General features: G+C 58.8%; 15 protein-coding genes, 1 tRNA gene and 4 pseudogenes. 19 read left to right on the top strand and 1 reads right to left on the bottom strand.

The window, feature by feature from the left end:
* Positions 1-10: 10 nt before the first annotated feature.
* The gene (locus HT737_RS32365) at positions 11-613 is read right to left on the bottom strand and encodes a cold-shock protein (RefSeq protein WP_041068544.1); all 603 of its coding nucleotides are present in this window, start codon (positions 611-613) and stop codon (positions 11-13) included.
* A 310-nt stretch (positions 614-923) separates the two neighbouring features.
* On the opposite strand from HT737_RS32365, the gene HT737_RS08450 reads away from it, so the two are divergent.
* The 19 genes and pseudogenes from HT737_RS08450 to nadA all read left to right on the top strand — a co-directional run bounded on the left by HT737_RS08450 (position 924) and on the right by nadA (position 15,998).
* Positions 924-1,394 (top strand): Dps family protein, encoded by a 471-nt coding sequence (locus HT737_RS08450; RefSeq protein ID WP_003227537.1) that lies wholly within the window; start codon positions 924-926, stop codon positions 1,392-1,394.
* Between the two features lie 183 nt (positions 1,395-1,577).
* Positions 1,578-1,928: a ribbon-helix-helix domain-containing protein gene (locus HT737_RS08445; RefSeq protein WP_182402185.1), complete on the top strand. Its 351-nt coding sequence runs from the start codon at positions 1,578-1,580 to the stop codon at positions 1,926-1,928.
* A 118-nt stretch (positions 1,929-2,046) separates the two neighbouring features.
* Positions 2,047-2,268: an FmdB family zinc ribbon protein gene (locus HT737_RS08440; protein WP_003227532.1), complete on the top strand. Its 222-nt coding sequence runs from the start codon at positions 2,047-2,049 to the stop codon at positions 2,266-2,268.
* Between the two features lie 100 nt (positions 2,269-2,368).
* Positions 2,369-4,144, top strand: coding sequence for an aspartate--tRNA ligase (aspS, locus tag HT737_RS08435; protein ID WP_047296049.1), 1,776 nt, complete (start codon positions 2,369-2,371; stop codon positions 4,142-4,144).
* A 128-nt stretch (positions 4,145-4,272) separates the two neighbouring features.
* Positions 4,273-5,019: a YebC/PmpR family DNA-binding transcriptional regulator gene (locus HT737_RS08430; protein ID WP_182402183.1), complete on the top strand. Its 747-nt coding sequence runs from the start codon at positions 4,273-4,275 to the stop codon at positions 5,017-5,019.
* A 158-nt stretch (positions 5,020-5,177) separates the two neighbouring features.
* Positions 5,178-5,707 (top strand): annotated as a pseudogene (gene ruvC / locus HT737_RS08425) (crossover junction endodeoxyribonuclease RuvC).
* 114 nt (positions 5,708-5,821) lie between these two features.
* Positions 5,822-6,431: pseudogene (gene ruvA, locus HT737_RS08420) on the top strand (Holliday junction branch migration protein RuvA).
* Positions 6,432-7,493 carry a Holliday junction branch migration DNA helicase RuvB gene (gene ruvB / locus HT737_RS08415; protein WP_041068559.1) on the top strand — a complete coding sequence of 354 codons (1,062 nt, stop codon included), beginning with the start codon at positions 6,432-6,434 and terminating at the stop codon, positions 7,491-7,493.
* Positions 7,494-7,620: 127 nt separating this feature from the next.
* Complete coding sequence (ybgC, locus tag HT737_RS08410; RefSeq protein WP_095668474.1) at positions 7,621-8,088, top strand: tol-pal system-associated acyl-CoA thioesterase; 468 nt, start codon at positions 7,621-7,623, stop codon at positions 8,086-8,088.
* A complete protein-coding gene (gene tolQ, locus HT737_RS08405; protein WP_007912733.1) occupies positions 8,078-8,773 on the top strand; it encodes a protein TolQ in 696 nt (231 codons plus the stop codon). The genes ybgC and tolQ overlap by 11 nt, the downstream gene beginning before the upstream one ends.
* Before the next feature lie 23 nt (positions 8,774-8,796).
* Complete coding sequence (gene tolR / locus HT737_RS08400) at positions 8,797-9,249, top strand: protein TolR (protein ID WP_161794900.1); 453 nt, start codon at positions 8,797-8,799, stop codon at positions 9,247-9,249.
* Positions 9,249-10,330, top strand: a pseudogene (gene tolA / locus HT737_RS08395) (cell envelope integrity protein TolA). Before tolR ends, tolA begins: the two are co-directional and overlap by 1 nt.
* Positions 10,331-10,347: 17 nt before the next feature.
* On the top strand, positions 10,348-11,628 hold the full coding sequence (gene tolB, locus HT737_RS08390) for a Tol-Pal system beta propeller repeat protein TolB (RefSeq protein ID WP_164747834.1): 1,281 nt from the start codon (positions 10,348-10,350) through the stop codon (positions 11,626-11,628).
* 52 nt (positions 11,629-11,680) lie between these two features.
* A complete protein-coding gene (gene pal / locus HT737_RS08385) occupies positions 11,681-12,178 on the top strand; it encodes a peptidoglycan-associated lipoprotein Pal (RefSeq protein WP_003178634.1) in 498 nt (165 codons plus the stop codon).
* A gap of 6 nt (positions 12,179-12,184) precedes the next feature.
* On the top strand, positions 12,185-13,021 hold the full coding sequence (gene ybgF / locus HT737_RS08380; protein WP_121186850.1) for a tol-pal system protein YbgF: 837 nt from the start codon (positions 12,185-12,187) through the stop codon (positions 13,019-13,021).
* Between the two features lie 166 nt (positions 13,022-13,187).
* Positions 13,188-13,835 carry a 7-carboxy-7-deazaguanine synthase QueE gene (gene queE / locus HT737_RS08375; RefSeq protein WP_047296033.1) on the top strand — a complete coding sequence of 216 codons (648 nt, stop codon included), beginning with the start codon at positions 13,188-13,190 and terminating at the stop codon, positions 13,833-13,835.
* A 1-nt stretch (position 13,836) separates the two neighbouring features.
* Positions 13,837-14,529 (top strand): 7-cyano-7-deazaguanine synthase QueC, encoded by a 693-nt coding sequence (gene queC, locus HT737_RS08370; protein WP_047296030.1) that lies wholly within the window; start codon positions 13,837-13,839, stop codon positions 14,527-14,529.
* A 62-nt stretch (positions 14,530-14,591) separates the two neighbouring features.
* Positions 14,592-14,667: transfer RNA gene (locus HT737_RS08365), tRNA-Lys, on the top strand.
* A 271-nt stretch (positions 14,668-14,938) separates the two neighbouring features.
* Positions 14,939-15,998: pseudogene (gene nadA, locus HT737_RS08360) on the top strand (quinolinate synthase NadA).
* The last annotated feature ends 88 nt before the right edge of the window (positions 15,999-16,086 follow it).

Below are 16,086 nucleotides of genomic sequence, written 5' to 3'. Positions count from 1 at the left end.
TTGCCTCGAATCAGCGACGCGGCAGGGCGGCGATCACGTCCTCGGCTTGCAGGCCTTTGTCCCGGTTCATCACCGAGAACTCCACGCGTTGGCCTTCAACCAGGACGCGGTGGCCTTCGCCACGGATTGCACGAAAGTGCACGAAAATATCATCGCCGGAATCCCGGGAGATGAAGCCGAAGCCTTTGGAGGTGTTGAACCACTTGACGGTACCGGTATCGCGGTTGCTCATGTCATAAGTAGTCGGTGCGGCGGCCGGTGAAGACTTGTAGAAGCTGATGGCCAGATGCAGGACCACGGCAACCAGGGCGATTACCAGACTGAACAACACGGCCGGTTGACCGGCGATGACAGGCATCGGTGCAATCAGGGTCAGGGTTTGCAGGACGACAGTCAGCACGAGAAGAGCGCTGACCAGATTTTGCAAATGCTGGCGCGGGCCTTTGTTCCAGTAAGGAATCACTGGAGCGATGACCAGGTTCAGCAGGCCGAAAAAGGCCAGGTAAAGTGCATCGGGTTGTTGCAGGTAAGGAACGGCTTCGGCTTTCAAGCTGGGTATGAACGACAGCAGCAAGGCCGCTGCGCCCATTAGCAGGTGGACGATTTTCAACATTTTGATTGGCTCACGTTATGACGGCTCACAAGGAAGAGCTGAAGGCGCACGGTTCGCTTCGGAAACAATAAAGAGGCGTTGGACACGTGCCCGGCATCAGCCTATGCGCGAGGCCCCGAAAAATGGGGCATGGCGACACACTGCCTATTTAACAGCAAAGCCTGCAGCGACTCAAATCACCCCGGCCAGCGGCACCTGCCCGGTCGATTTGTCGCACGGCGAGCGAGAATTGCCGGCTGCGAGGTTGCGGCTGCCTTGCTAGAGTGGGTCTGCACCTGTTGGATGAATTCAATCGCCTTAGGGGGTAAGCATGGCAATCGATATCGGTATCAGTGAAGAAGACCGCAAGTCCATCGTCGAGGGGCTGTCGCGGTTGTTGTCGGACACCTATGTGCTGTATCTGAAAACCCATAACTTCCATTGGAACGTCACGGGTCCCATGTTCAGGACCCTGCATCTGATGTTCGAAGAACAATACAACGAGCTGGCGCTGGCGGTGGATCTGATCGCCGAGCGTATCCGCGCCCTGGGTTTTCCGGCGCCGGGTGCCTACGCGACTTACGCGCGACTCTCCTCCATTAAAGAGGAAGTCGGGGTGCCAAGCGCCGAGGACATGATCAAGCAGTTGGTCGAGGGCCAAGAGGCCGTGACTCGCACCGCTCGCGGGATCTTCCCGCTGCTGGACAAGGTCAGTGACGAGCCGACAGCCGACCTGCTGACCCAGCGCATGCAGGTGCATGAGAAGACCGCGTGGATGCTGCGCGCGTTGCTCGAGACCTGACAAGCCTTTGCGCGGATGTCCGGGGGGATGTCCGCGTGCTGTTTCAAATCTTACTGAACATGTCGGCTTATCCTACGTTGCTGGGCAACTAGTCATCTGGCGCTGACTTTGCGTCTGCGTTTTTATGAAGGCACAGGATGTTGTCTTTATTACAAGCAGCGATGGCAAAGGAGTGTCAGCGATATGGTAGGTGGAGACAGGCGATGCGAGCATGTCGGTTCGCAACGGGAAATGAAGGTCGATCCGTTTGTCGGCGATTTTGATTTTGAGTTGATCCGGCCGCTGGCAAGGTCAGTGCGTTTGAACGGGTTTGCCACTTGCTTGAGGCTCGAGCAGGTTTACTGGAACATTCTTGGTGACATGGCCGGGCACAACGGCTGTTCGGTCAGCACGCTGCTGTCACATGTGGACCGTGAAGTGCACCTGCGCCACGGCGGGGTGAAAAACTTCAGCGGTCTGGTGCGGGTGGTGTGTGTGATGAATGGTCTGCGGGATACCCCGGCGGCCGCCATGCCCGTAGCGACCAATACTTGAAATGACGTGGCGGGCTGTGCAGTCTTACGGCTGCACAGCCCGCATTTAATGGATATAATCCCGCTCTTTCGCCGCAAAGCCCTGCGCGCGGTGGCAATCTGATCGCCGAGACACCCCCATGCCGATGTACGATTACCAATGTGCTTCCTGTGGTCATCAGTTGGAAGCCATTCAAAAGATCAGCGAGGCACCGCTGGTCGACTGCCCTGCCTGTCAGGCGCCAGAGCTCAAAAAACAGCTGTCCATGCCGGGTTTCCGCCTCAGCGGCAGCGGTTGGTACGAGACCGATTTCAAGACCGGAGCCAAGAAGAATCTGGCCGGTGGCGACAAATCTGACTAGGGTTCAGGCCCAGGTCGAACGACACGCGTGAGATTCCGCAGTGCTTGAGTGCGACGGGATCTCCACCGAATTTCGAATTACGAGAAGCGAAACCACTACCATGATGCGCAGCCATTATTGCGGCCAACTGAACGAAAGCCTGGAAGGCCAGGAAATTACCCTTTGCGGATGGGTTCACCGTCGTCGCGACCACGGCGGGGTGATTTTCCTCGATATCCGTGATCGTGATGGTCTGGCGCAGGTGGTGTTCGATCCGGATCGCGCCGAAAGCTTCGCCGCCGCCGATCGCGTGCGCAGCGAGTACGTGGTGAAGATCACCGGCAAGGTACGTCTGCGTCCGGCCGGGGCAACCAACGCCAACATGGCGTCGGGCATGATCGAAGTGCTGGGCTACGAGCTGGAAGTGCTGAACGAAGCGGAAACCCCGCCGTTCCCGCTCAACGAATACTCCGACGTCGGCGAAGAAACCCGTCTGCGCTACCGCTTCCTCGATCTGCGTCGTCCGGAAATGGCCGAGAAGCTGCGTCTGCGTTCGCGCATGACCACCAGCATCCGTCGCTACCTCGACGAGAACGGCTTCCTCGATGTGGAGACGCCGATCCTGACCCGCGCGACCCCGGAAGGTGCTCGCGACTACCTGGTGCCGAGCCGTACTCACGCCGGTTCCTTCTTTGCCCTGCCGCAATCGCCTCAGTTGTTCAAGCAACTGCTGATGGTTGCCGGTTTCGACCGTTACTACCAGATCGCCAAGTGCTTCCGCGACGAAGACCTGCGTGCCGACCGTCAGCCTGAGTTCACTCAGATCGACATCGAGACCAGCTTCCTCGACGAAAAAGACATCATGGGCCTGACCGAAGGCATGATCCGCAACCTGTTCAAGGAAGTGCTGGATCTGGAATTCGGCGAATTCCCGCACATGACCTTCGAAGAAGCCATGCGTCGTTACGGCTCCGACAAGCCGGACCTGCGTAACCCGCTGGAGCTTGTCGACGTTGCCGATCAGCTCAAGGAAGTCGAATTCAAGGTCTTCAGCGGCCCGGCCAACGATCCGAAATGCCGTATCGCTGCACTGCGTGTTCCAGGCGGGGCGAGCATGCCGCGCAAGCAGATCGACGACTACACCAAGTTCGTCGGCATCTACGGTGCCAAGGGCCTGGCGTACATCAAGGTCAACGAGCGCGCTGCCGGTGTTGACGGTCTGCAATCGCCGATCGTGAAAAACATCCCTGAAGCCAACCTGAACGTGATCCTTGATCGCGTTGGTGCAGTTGACGGCGACATCGTGTTCTTCGGCGCCGACAAGGCCAAGATCGTCAGCGAAGCCCTGGGCGCGCTGCGTATCAAGCTGGGCCACGACCTCGACCTGTTGACCTGCAAGTGGGCGCCAATGTGGGTTGTCGACTTCCCGATGTTCGAAGAAAACGACGACGGCAGCTTCTCGGCGCTGCACCACCCGTTCACTGCGCCGAAGTGCTCGCCTGAAGAGCTGGAAGCCAATCCGGCTGGCGCTCTGTCCCGTGCCTACGACATGGTACTGAACGGCACCGAGCTGGGTGGCGGTTCGATCCGTATCCACCGCAAGGAAATGCAGCAAGCGGTGTTCCGCCTGCTGGGCATCAACGAAGCGGAACAGGAAGAGAAGTTCGGCTTCCTCCTCGACGCGCTGAAGTACGGTGCGCCGCCGCACGGTGGTCTGGCCTTCGGTCTGGACCGTCTGGTAATGCTGATGACCGGCGCCCAGTCGATCCGTGAAGTGATCGCCTTCCCGAAAACCCAGAGTGCTGCGGACGTCATGACGCAAGCGCCGGGTGTGGTGGATGCCAAGGCACTGCGCGAGCTGCACATTCGTTTGCGCGAAACGCCAAAGGCTGAGTAAGACGGGCCTGAAGGCGCATCTTCGGATGCGCCTTTTTTCTTTTCTATAGAGAGCAGGTCGAGATTTTTTGTTGGCTGGCCTCTGCGTGAGCAGGGCGGGCAACGTTTCAAGAGAATTCGGAGCGAGTTATGGCAGGTCATTCCAAGTGGGCGAACATCAAGCACCGCAAAGAACGTCAGGATGCCAAGAGAGGCAAGATCTTCACCAAGTGGATCCGTGAGCTGACCGTTGCGGCCCGTCAGGGCGGCGGCGATCCGGGATCCAACCCGCGTCTGCGTCTGGCTCTGGACAAGGCCCTCGGCGCGAACATGAGCCGCGACATCATCGACCGCGCCGTGGCGCGTGGCGCCGGTGCGACCGAAGCGGACAACGTTGAAGAGCTGACCTATGAAGGTTACGGCCCGGGTGGCGTGGCGGTGATGGTCGAATGCATGACCGACAACCGCAACCGCACCGCTGCAGCCGTTCGCCATGCATTCAGCAAATGCGGCGGCAACCTCGGCACCGACGGGTCGGTCGCGTACCTGTTCGAGCGCAAGGGTCAGATCAGCTTCGCCCCGGGCGTTGATGAAGACGCCTTGACCGAAGCGGCGTTGGAAGCCGATGCCGACGACGTGGTCAGCCATGAAGACGGCTCGATCGACGTGTTCACCTCGTTCACCAGCTTCTATGCCGTGCGTAACGCGCTGGAAGCGGCGGGGTTCAAGGGCGACGACGCGGAAATCGTCATGCAGCCGACCACCAGCGCCGAACTGGATCTGGAAGGCGCAGAGAAGGTGCTCAAGCTGATCGACATGCTCGAGGATCTGGATGACGTGCAGAACGTCTATTTCAACGCGGACATCCCGGAAGACGTGGCGGCTCAGCTAGGTTGACGCAAAATAGAAAGGTCGCAGTTTTTGATGGCTCTACAATTCACCTGTAGGAGCTGCCGAAGGCTGCGATCTTTCTGCTTTTAAAAAGATCAAAAGATCGCAGCCTTCGGCAGCTCCTGGATGTACCCTCAGCTTTCGCATCAATTTCTGCAGGCGTTATGACATTAATTCTGGGTATCGACCCCGGCTCGCGCATCACCGGTTACGGGATTGTTCGCGATACCGGACGTGGCGGCTGCATCTATGTGGCCTCGGGCTGCATCCGTACCGGCGCCGGCGAGCTGCATGAGCGGCTGCAGATCGTTTATCGCGGCGTGCGTGAAATCATTCAGACCTATGGCCCGGTGACCATGGGCATCGAAAAAAGTGTTCATGGCAAAAAAACGCCGATTCCGCGCTCAAGCTCGGGCAGGCTCGCGGCGCCGCCATTGTGGCCGGCGCCGAGGAGAGCCTGGAGATTGCCGAGTACACCGCTACCCAGGTCAAGCAAGCCGTGGTCGGCACCGGCGCCGCCAATAAAGACCAGGTGCAGATGATGGTCATGCACATGCTCAAGCTGACCAGCAAACCGCAGATCGATGCCTCGGATGCCTTGGCCATTGCGATTTGTCACGCGCATACCCGTTCCAGCCTGCTGCCGCATGGTTTGGGAACCGCACGCAGTCGTGGCGGGCGCCTGCGTCTCTGATAGCATCAGCAATCATTTTTGCGGAATGCGGATTTCGCGCCTGGGTCGTCGGCCCGATTCCCGCCTTCCATCTGTCGCCAGCCCACGGCTGGCTAACGCTCAAGGATCTGAAACGTGATTGGACGCTTGCGCGGCACCCTGGCTGAGAAACAGCCGCCGCACCTGATTCTGGATGTAAACGGCCTCGGGTATGAGCTGGAAGTGCCCATGACCACCCTTTATCGTCTGCCGTCGGTCGGTGAACCGCTGACGCTGCACACCCATTTGGTCGTACGCGAAGACGCGCAGTTACTCTATGGTTTCGCCGGCAAGCGTGAGCGAGACTTTTTTTCGTGAGCTGATCCGTCTCAATGGTGTCGGGCCGAAACTGGCCCTGGCCTTGATGTCGAGCCTTGAAGTCGATGAACTGATCCGCTGCGTGCAATCCCAAGACACTTCGGCGTTGACCAAGGTCCCGGGTGTCGGCAAGAAAACCGCTGAGCGCCTGTTGGTCGAACTCAAGGATCGCTTCAAGGCCTGGGAAACCTCGCCGGCCATGTTCGCCCTGGTGCCGAACCAGCCGGACGGCCCGGCGCCGGTCAACACTGCCGAGAACGATGCCGTCAGTGCGCTGATTTCCCTGGGCTACAAGCCGCAGGAAGCGAGCAAGGCGATTACCGCCATCAAGGACAAGAATTTGAGCAGTGAAGACCTGATCCGCCGCGCCCTGAAGGGAATGATTTAAGTGATTGAAGCTGATCGTCTGATCGCCGCCGCGCACAGTCCGCGCGAGCGCGAAGAAGTCCAGGATCGGGCCATCCGCCCGGTCAGTCTGGCCGACTATATTGGCCAGCCGACCGTGCGCGAGCAGATGGAACTGTTCATCCAGGCGGCGCGTGGCCGTAGTGAATCCCTCGACCACACGCTGATTTTCGGCCCGCCGGGGCTGGGCAAAACCACGCTGGCCAACATCATCGCCGAGGAAATGGGCGTGTCGATCAAGAGCACGTCTGGCCCGGTACTTGAGCGTCCGGGCGATCTGGCGGCTCTGCTGACCAATCTTGAACCACACGACGTGTTGTTCATCGATGAAATCCATCGTCTGTCGCCCATCGTTGAAGAAGTGCTGTACCCGGCGATGGAAGACTTCCAGCTCGACATCATGATCGGCGAAGGGCCGGCGGCACGCTCGATCAAGCTTGATCTGCCACCGTTCACTCTCGTGGGCGCCACAACCCGTGCCGGCATGCTGACCAATCCGTTGCGTGACCGCTTCGGTATCGTCCAGCGTCTTGAGTTCTACAGCACGGCGGATCTGGCGACGATTGTCAGTCGTTCGGCGTCTATTCTCGGACTGCCGCTGGATCCGGAAGGCTCTTTTGAAATTGCTCGTCGTGCCCGCGGTACGCCGCGGATCGCCAACCGTCTGCTGCGGCGGGTACGCGATTTTGCCGAAGTGCGGGCCAAGGGCCACATCACCAAGTCGGTGGCCGATCTGGCGTTGAACCTGCTGGACGTCGACGAACACGGTTTCGATCACCAGGACCGGCGCTTGCTGCTGACCATGATCGAGAAGTTCGATGGCGGTCCGGTGGGCATCGACAGTCTGGCGGCGGCGATCAGTGAAGAGCGCCACACCATCGAGGACGTGCTGGAGCCTTACCTGATTCAACAGGGCTACATCATGCGTACGCCACGGGGCAGGGTGGTGACACGGCATGCGTACCTGCATTTCGGTTTAAACATTCCGTCACGAATGGGCGAGATGCCCGTGGCAGACGAGTTTCTCGATGCCGTGGACGATTGATACACATTTTTTGGCGATTTATTCAGCGTTTGTACTGTCACAGGACGGTACTTTTGCGGTAAAGCCTTAAACACTGAAAAAACAGTTGCCTGGCCGGATTGGCAACCCGAGGAGTAAGCACTAGAGTATGCGCGCGCAAAACGGGCTTGAGCCGTTCGCACATCGTTGTCGCGTTTATTACGAGGACACCGATGCGGGCGGCATCGTGTATTACGTTAATTACCTCAAGTTTATGGAACGGGCTCGAACCGAGCGGCTCCGGACGCTGGGCTTTGCCCAGTCGGAACTGGCCGGAGAGGACCTGTTGTTTGTCGTGCATTCCAGCGAAGCGCGCTACCACGCGCCGGCGCGACTGGACGACGAACTGCTGGTAAGCGCTGATGTAATCGAATTGAACCGTGCCAGCCTGCGCTTCAAACAGCAGGTCAGGCGGGCCACGGATAATGTGCTGCTCTGTGAAGGGCAGTTTCTGGTGGCCTGCGTGCGCACCGACAGTTTGAAACCCCGGGCCATGCCCGAATCCTTGCGTACGGCCTTTGCCGACGCGGGCGGCACGGGTACACACTCAAAGCAGGAGATAAAGCGTGGAAGCTAACGTCGTCGACCATTCCTCCATGTGGAGCCTGGTCAGCAATGCCAGCATCGTGGTGCAGTTGGTAATGTTGACCCTGGTGGCCGCATCGGTGACCTCATGGATCATGATCTTTCAGCGCAGCAATCTGCTGCGCGCCGGTCGACGCGCCCTGGAGAGCTTTGAAGAGCGCTTCTGGTCGGGTATCGACCTGTCCAAGCTGTACCGTCAGGCCGGCAGCAACCCGGATCCGGATTCGGGTGTGGAGCAGATCTTCCGTGCCGGTTTCAAGGAGTTCTCCCGTCTGCGTCAGCAGCCAGGCGTCGATCCGGAAGCGGTGATGGAAGGTGTGGCCCGTGCCATGCGCGTTGCCATCTCCCGCGAGGAAGAGAAGCTGGAGCAGAGCCTGCCGTTTCTCGCCACCGTGGGTTCGGTCAGCCCGTACATCGGTCTGTTCGGTACCGTGTGGGGCATCATGAACTCCTTCCGTGGTCTGGCCAGTGCTCAGCAGGCGACCCTGGCCACCGTGGCCCCGGGTATTGCCGAAGCCCTGATCGCCACCGCGATCGGCCTGTTCGCCGCGATCCCGGCCGTTATCGCTTACAACCGTTTCTCTGCCCGCAGCGAAACCTTGCTGAGCCGCTACTACACCTTCGCCGATGAGTTCCAGGCGATCCTGCACCGCAAAGTGCACACCAGCGAAGAATAAGCAGGTATTTCCCGATGGCTTTAATCGCTCGAGCCCGAAACAAGCGCAAGCCGGTCGCCGAGATGAACGTGGTGCCATACATCGACGTGATGCTGGTGCTGCTGGTTATCTTCATGGTGACCGCGCCGATGCTCAATCAGGGCGTGAAAGTGGATCTGCCCAAGGTTTCCAGCGAAGCCTTGCCGCAGGACAACAACACTCAGGTGCTGACCATTTCGATCAAGGCTGACAAGACCTACTACTGGAACCTTGGCAGCGAAGTCGATACTGAAAAGCAGCAGGACAGGGCAATGACGCTGCCACAGATGACTGACGCAGTGACCAAGATCATTCGCGCCGGCACCGAAGGCGGCAAGCGTACCCAGGTCTTTATCCGTGGCGACAAGTCGGTCGACTACGGCGCCGTCATGGGTGCCATGGGCGGGTTGCAGAAAGCCGGGGTCGGTAATGTTGGTTTGATTACCGAGGCCCCCTGATGCAGCAACAGCGAGAGCCGTCCGCCTCGGAAAGCTACTTCTGGCCCAGTGTTCTGGCGATTGTCCTGCACGTGCTGGTGTTCGGCATGCTGTTCGTCAGTTTCGCCTTCACACCCGAGTTGCCGCCGGCCAAGCCGATTGTCCAGGCGACCCTGTACCAGCTGAAATCGAAAAGTCAGGCAACCACCCAGACCAATCAGAAGATTGCGGGTGAGGCGAAGAAATCCGCCGCGCGCCAGACCGAAGTCGAGCAGATGGAGCAGAAAAAGGTCGAGCAGGAAGCGGTGAAGGCTGCGGAACAAAAGAAAGAAGAAGCGGCTCAAAAAGGCCGAGGAAGCCAAGAAGGCCGACGAGGCGAAGAAAGCGGACGAGGCGAAAAAAGGCTGATGAAGCCAAGAAAAGCCGACGATGCGAAAAAAAGCCGAGGCCAAGAAGGCAGAAGAGAAACAATTGGCTGATATAGCCAAGAAGAAAGCCGAAGAAGAAGCCAAGAAGGCGGCTGAAGAAGAGGCCAAGAAAGCGGCCGCTGAAGAAGCCAAGAAGAAGATCGTCGAAGACGCGAAGAAGAAAGCCGCCGAAGACGCCAAGAAAAAAGCTGAAGCTGAAGAGGCGAAGAAGAAAGTCGCCGACGAAGCGAAGAAGAAAGCTGCTGCCGATGCTGCGAAGAAAAAAATCGCAGGAAGCGGCACGTAAATCCGCCGAAGAGAAAAAGGCTCAGGCCCTGGCAGATTTGCTTTCCGATACGCCACAGCGTCAGCAGGCCTTGGCCGATGAGCAGGGTGATGAAGTCGCGGGCAGTTTCGATGACCTGATTCGTGCACGGGCAGCGGAAGGCTGGGCGCGTCCTCCTTCGGCACGCAAAGGCATGACGGTCGTGCTGCAAATCGGCATGTTGCCGGACGGTACGGTGACTTCGGTCAGCGTGGCCAAATCCAGTGGCGACGGTCCGTTCGATGCTTCGGCAGTCGCGGCAGTGAAGAATATTGGACGTTTGACGGAAATGCAGGGAATGAAGCCGAGCGATTTCGCTCCGTATCGTTCATTCAAGATGACATTCACACCTGAGGATCTAGCCTTGTGAGAAACCTTCTTCGAGGAATGCTGGTCGTGATCTGCTGCATGGCAGGGATCGCGATGGCTGATGAAAAGAACATTCTGGTCACCAGCGGCAGCGATCGGGCCACCCCTATTGCCGTCGTACCGTTCGGCATGCAGGGCGGTGCCGTGTTGCCGGACGACATGGCTGAAATCATTGGTAACGATTTGCGGAACTCGGGCTACTACTCGCCGATTCCAAAGCAAAACATGATCAGCCAGCCAAGCCAGCCGAGCGAAATCATCTTCCGTGACTGGAAGGCGGTGGGCGCTCAATACATGATGGTCGGCAGCATTGCGCCAGCGGGCGGTCGTCTGCAGGTGCAGTGGGCACTGTTCAACGTGGCCACCGAGCAGAAAGTGGCTGACGGCAGTGTTTCCGGTACCACCGAGCAACTGCGTGACATGGCGCACTTCATCTCGGACCAGTCGTTCGAAAAACTCACCGGTATCAAAGGTGCGTTTTCGACCCGTCTGCTGTACGTGACAGCCGAGCGTTTCTCCGAGAAGAACACTCGCTACACCCTGCAGCGTTCGGACTACGACGGTGCCCGTGCCGTGACTCTGCTGCAATCGCGCGAGCCGATCCTGTCGCCGCGTTTCGCACCGGATGGCAAGCGCATCGCCTACGTGTCGTTCGAGCAGAAGCGTCCGCGGATCTTCATGCAGAACATCGACACCGGTCGCCGTGAGCAGATCACCAATTTCGAAGGCCTGAACGGCGCGCCAGCCTGGTCGCCGGATGGCAATCGCCTGGCGTTCGTACTGTCGAAAGATGGCAACCCGGACATCTATGTGATGAACCTGGGTTCGCGTCAGATCACTCGTGTGACGGCAGGCCCTGGCATCAACACCGAACCGTACTGGGGCAAGGATGGTTCGACCATCTACTTCACCTCGGACCGTGGCGGCAAGCCGCAGATCTACAAAACCAGCGCCAGCGGCGGTGGTGCCGAGCGTGTAACCTTCATTGGCAACTACAACGCCAACCCGAAGCTTTCGGCTGATGAAAAGACGCTGGTGATGATCCATCGCCAGGACGGTTTCACCAATTTCAAGGTGGCGGCCCAGGATTTGCAGCGAGGCAGTGTAAAGATCCTCACTGATAGCACTCTGGACGAGTCACCCACTGTTGCGCCCAACGGCACCATGGTAATCTACGCCACCCGCCAGCAGGGCCGGGGAGTCTTGATGCTCGTGTCCATTAATGGACGCGTGAGGCTCCCGCTTCCTACCGCACAAGGCGAAGTCAGAGAACCGTCCTGGTCCCCTTACCTGAACTGACGCGGCGCTTTACGTTTTACTTAACACACTGGGGTTCATTAGGAGTTTCACGATGGAAATGCTGAAGTTTGGTAAATTTGCTGCGCTGGCTCTGGCCATGGCTGTAGCTGTAGGTTGCTCGTCCAAAGGCGGCGACAACGCCGGTGAAGGCGCTGTTGATCCAAACGCTGGTTACGGCGCAAACACTGGTGCCGTTGACGGTTCCCTGAGCGAAGAAGCTGCTCTGCGCGCAATCACCACCTTCTACTTCGAATACGACAGCTCGGACCTGAAGCCAGAAGCCATGCGCGCTCTGGACGTTCACGCCAAAGACCTGAAAGCAAACGGCGCTCGCGTTGTTCTGGAAGGCAACACCGACGAACGTGGTACTCGTGAGTACAACATGGCACTGGGCGAGCGTCGTGCGAAAGCCGTTCAGCGCTACCTGGTACTGCAAGGTGTTTCCCCAGCTCAGCTGGAACTGGTTTCCTACGGCGAAGAGCGTCCAGTTGCTACCGGCAACGACGAGCAGTCCTGGGCTCAAAACCGTCGCGTCGAACTGCGTAAGTAATTCGATATGCGAACGTGCCGTCGTGCTGTAACTGTTCTGGCTCTCAGCCTCGCGCCGCTTGCGGCGTGGGCTGCGGTTCCTGTGGTCGATGACAACTCCGGTTATAACAATAGCGGGAGCAGTTATCCGCCTGCGGGTTACGGTACGAACGGCGCCTATGCCGGGGGAGCGGCTTCGGCCCCTGCCTCGGCACAGGGCATGCTGTTCAACCAACTGCAACAGATGCAGGATCAGATATCGCGCCAGCAAGGTGTGATCGAAGAACTGCAGAATCAGGTTGCGCGCATGAAACAGGAATCCCTGGAGCGATACCAGGATCTTGATCGGCGCATAGGATCCGGTGTTGCACCTGCCGCGACTCCTGAGAATTCTTCTGCCGGTGGCGATGCAAGTGCTGCTGCCGGCGCTGCCGCTGGCGCCGGGGCTACTGCCGCCCAGGCACCTGCTGCCAGTAGCGAACCGGGTGATCCGGCCAAGGAAAAGCTGTATTACGATGCGGCTTTCGACCTGATCAAAGCCAAGGATTTCGACAAGGCCAGCCAGGCTTTCTCGGCATTCCTGCGCAAATACCCGAACAGTCAATATGCGGGCAATGCCCAGTACTGGTTGGGCGAAGTGAACCTGGCCAAGGGCGATCTGCAAGGTGCGGGTCAGGCTTTTGCCAAGGTTTCACAGCTCTATCCCAAGCACGCCAAAGTGCCGGATTCGCTGTACAAGCTGGCTGACGTAGAACGCCGCCTCGGTCATACCGACAAGGTCAAAGGCATTCTGCAACAGGTGGTTTCCCAATACCCGGGGACCTCCGCTGCTCAGTTGGCCCAACGCGATCTGCAACGCATGTAAGTGTGTTTGACCCGTTTGGAAGAAACCCGCGCTTGTCGCGGGTTTTTTCGTTAGAATTCATGCCCTTTTTCTGAAACACGCTTCTGGTGATCTACGCGTTGGCGGGGTTGCCGGAAGTGCCTGACGGAGGCGGACAGCCTGTTTAGCTGTTACGCCCGTGGCGACTATGCAAGACACATTGAGAATTACCGAAGTTTTCTACTCGTTGCAGGGGGAAACGCGGACTGCCGGGCTGCCCACGGTTTTTGTGCGCCTGACTGGTTGCCCATTGCGTTGCCAATACTGCGACAGCGCCTATGCATTCAGCGGCGGCACGATCCGCACCCTCGACGATATCCTTGAACAAGTGGCCGGGTTTCGCCCACGCTACGTCTGTGTGACCGGCGGTGAACCGCTGGCGCAGCCCAATGCCATCCCTTTGCTCAAGCAGCTGTGCGATGCCGGTTATGAAGTGTCACTGGAAACCAGTGGCGCGCTCGATATCTCGGCGGTGGATTCGCGCGTCAGTCGCGTGGTCGACCTGAAGACGCCGGATTCCAAAGAGGCGCACCGCAACCGCTACGAAAACATCGAACTGTTGACGCCCAACGATCAGGTGAAGTTTGTCATCTGTTCGCGGGACGACTATGACTGGGCGGTCTCGAAGCTGATCCAGTACGGTCTTGATCGCCGTGCGGGTGAAGTGCTGTTTTCCCCAAGTCATCATGACCTCAATGCCAGGGATCTGGCGGACTGGGTGGTGGCAGACAACCTGCCGGTGCGGTTGCAATTGCAGTTGCATAAATATCTATGGAATGACGAGCCGGGGCGCTGATATGACTGAACAACTGAACACTCACGAAAAACGTGCGGTCATCCTGCTGTCGGGGGGCCTCGATTCGGCCACTGTGGTCGCGATGGCCCGGGCTGAAGGTTACGCCTGCTACACCATGAGTTTCGATTACGGCCAGCGCTCTCATGCGGAGCTGCATGCTGCCGCGCGCGTCGCTCGCGATCTGGGCGTGGTCGAGCACAAAGTGATCGGCCTGAACCTCAACGGCATGGGCGGCTCGGCGCTGACCGACACCAGCATCGACATCCCGGAAGAACTGGGCGAGGGCATCCCGGTGACCTACGTGCCGGCGCGCAACACGGTGTTTCTGTCACTGGCACTGGGCTGGGCCGAAGTACTCGGCGCGCGTGACATCTTTATCGGTGTCAACGCGGTGGACTATTCCGGTTACCCGGATTGCCGTCCCGAGTTCATTGAATCGTTCGAGCGCATGGCCAACCTGGCAACCAAGGCGGGCGTGGAAGGCAACGGTTTCCGTATCCAGGCGCCGCTGCAGAACCTGAGCAAGGCGCAGATCGTCCAGGCGGGCGTGAAGCTGGGCGTCGATTACGGCCTGACCGTTTCCTGCTATCAGGCGGACGATGACGGCCGTGCGTGCGGCAAATGCGACAGCTGCCGCCTGCGTGCAGAGGGCTTCGCAGCGGCCGGTGTAAGCGATCCAACACCTTATTTTTGATTTTTTTCAAAAAGGTGTTGAATAGTCCTTAAAAATCAGTATTATACGCGCCACCACACAGCGGGTCGTTAGCTCAGTTGGTAGAGCAGTTGGCTTTTAACCAATTGGTCGTAGGTTCGAATCCCACACGACCCACCATATTTGGCGGTTTAGAAAATCCGGAAGGCCCACGAAAGTGAGGATTTCCGGGTTTTTTTTTGCCTGCGAATCAGGCACCGCTCCTTTCATCATTGCCTGCGCTGACACAGGTCAGAATCATCTTTTGTATCAACGGGATATTCTGTAGCCTTGCGCAGCTTCAATGCTGTCCGTGCCTGATAATACTCACTCTCCCGGCGGTACCCTCAAGTGGTCCGGAGCCGGGTGTATACTCGACTTTCGCGCGAATGCGCCTGCAGGTCTTGCGAACATGACGCAGATTTCCGAACGCCTTCTGGTTCAAGCCCACCTCGATGCCAAGCAGCCCAAACCGCTGACTGCCGAGGAAGAGGCCTACTACCGTTCTGCCATCGCCGCCGAGCTCAAGGCTCAGGACGCGGTGCTGGTGGCCCACTTCTATTGCGATCCGGTGATTCAGGCCCTGGCCGAAGAAACCGGCGGCTGTGTGTCCGACTCCCTCGAAATGGCGCGCTTCGGCAACGCTCACCCGGCCAAGACCGTGGTGGTCGCCGGTGTGAAGTTCATGGGCGAGACCGCGAAGATCCTCAACCCGGAAAAACGTGTGCTGATGCCGACCCTGGACGCGACCTGCTCGCTGGACCTGGGTTGCCCGGTGGACGAGTTCTCGGCGTTCTGCGATCAGCACCCGGAGCGCACGGTGGTGGTGTACGCCAACACTTCAGCCGCAGTCAAAGCCCGTGCTGACTGGGTGGTGACGTCGAGCTGTGCGCTGGAGATCGTCGAAAGCCTGATGGACAACGGCGAGACCATCATCTGGGGCCCGGACAAGCACCTGGGCACTTATATTCAGCGCAAGACCGGCGCCGACATGCTGCTGTGGGACGGTGCGTGCATCGTCCACGAAGAGTTCAAGTCCAAGCAGCTGGAAGACATGAAGGCGTTGTACCCGGACGCCGCGATTCTGGTGCACCCGGAGTCGCCGACCTCGGTGATCGAGCTGGCCGACGCCGTCGGTTCCACCAGTCAGTTGATCGCTGCAGCGCAAAGCCTGCCGAACAAGACCCTGATCGTCGCCACCGACCGCGGCATTTTTTTACAAGATGCAGCAGTTGTGCCCGGACAAGGTCTTCATCGAGGCGCCAACCGCCGGTAACGGCGCCGCCTGCCGCAGTTGCGCACATTGCCCGTGGATGGCCATGAACACCCTTGAGCGCACGCTCAAGAGCCTGAAGGAAGGGACGAACGAGATCTTTGTTGATCCGGCGCTGATTCCGCAGGCGATACGTCCATTGAAGCGCATGCTGGATTTCACCCAGGCGGCGCGGATGAAGCTGGCGGGTAACGCCTGAGGTCCTTCAGAAACACCCCAAAACCTGTGGGAGCGAGCCTGCTCGCGAAGGCGGTGAATCAGCAAACAATAAATGTCGGCTGATGCAA

The organism is Pseudomonas sp. MD195_PC81_125 (assembly GCF_014060985.1).
GTDB lineage: Bacteria > Pseudomonadota > Gammaproteobacteria > Pseudomonadales > Pseudomonadaceae > Aquipseudomonas > Aquipseudomonas parakoreensis.
Note: the sequence above shows the minus strand (reverse complement) of the source record. Positions and strands in the feature narration are given on the sequence as shown.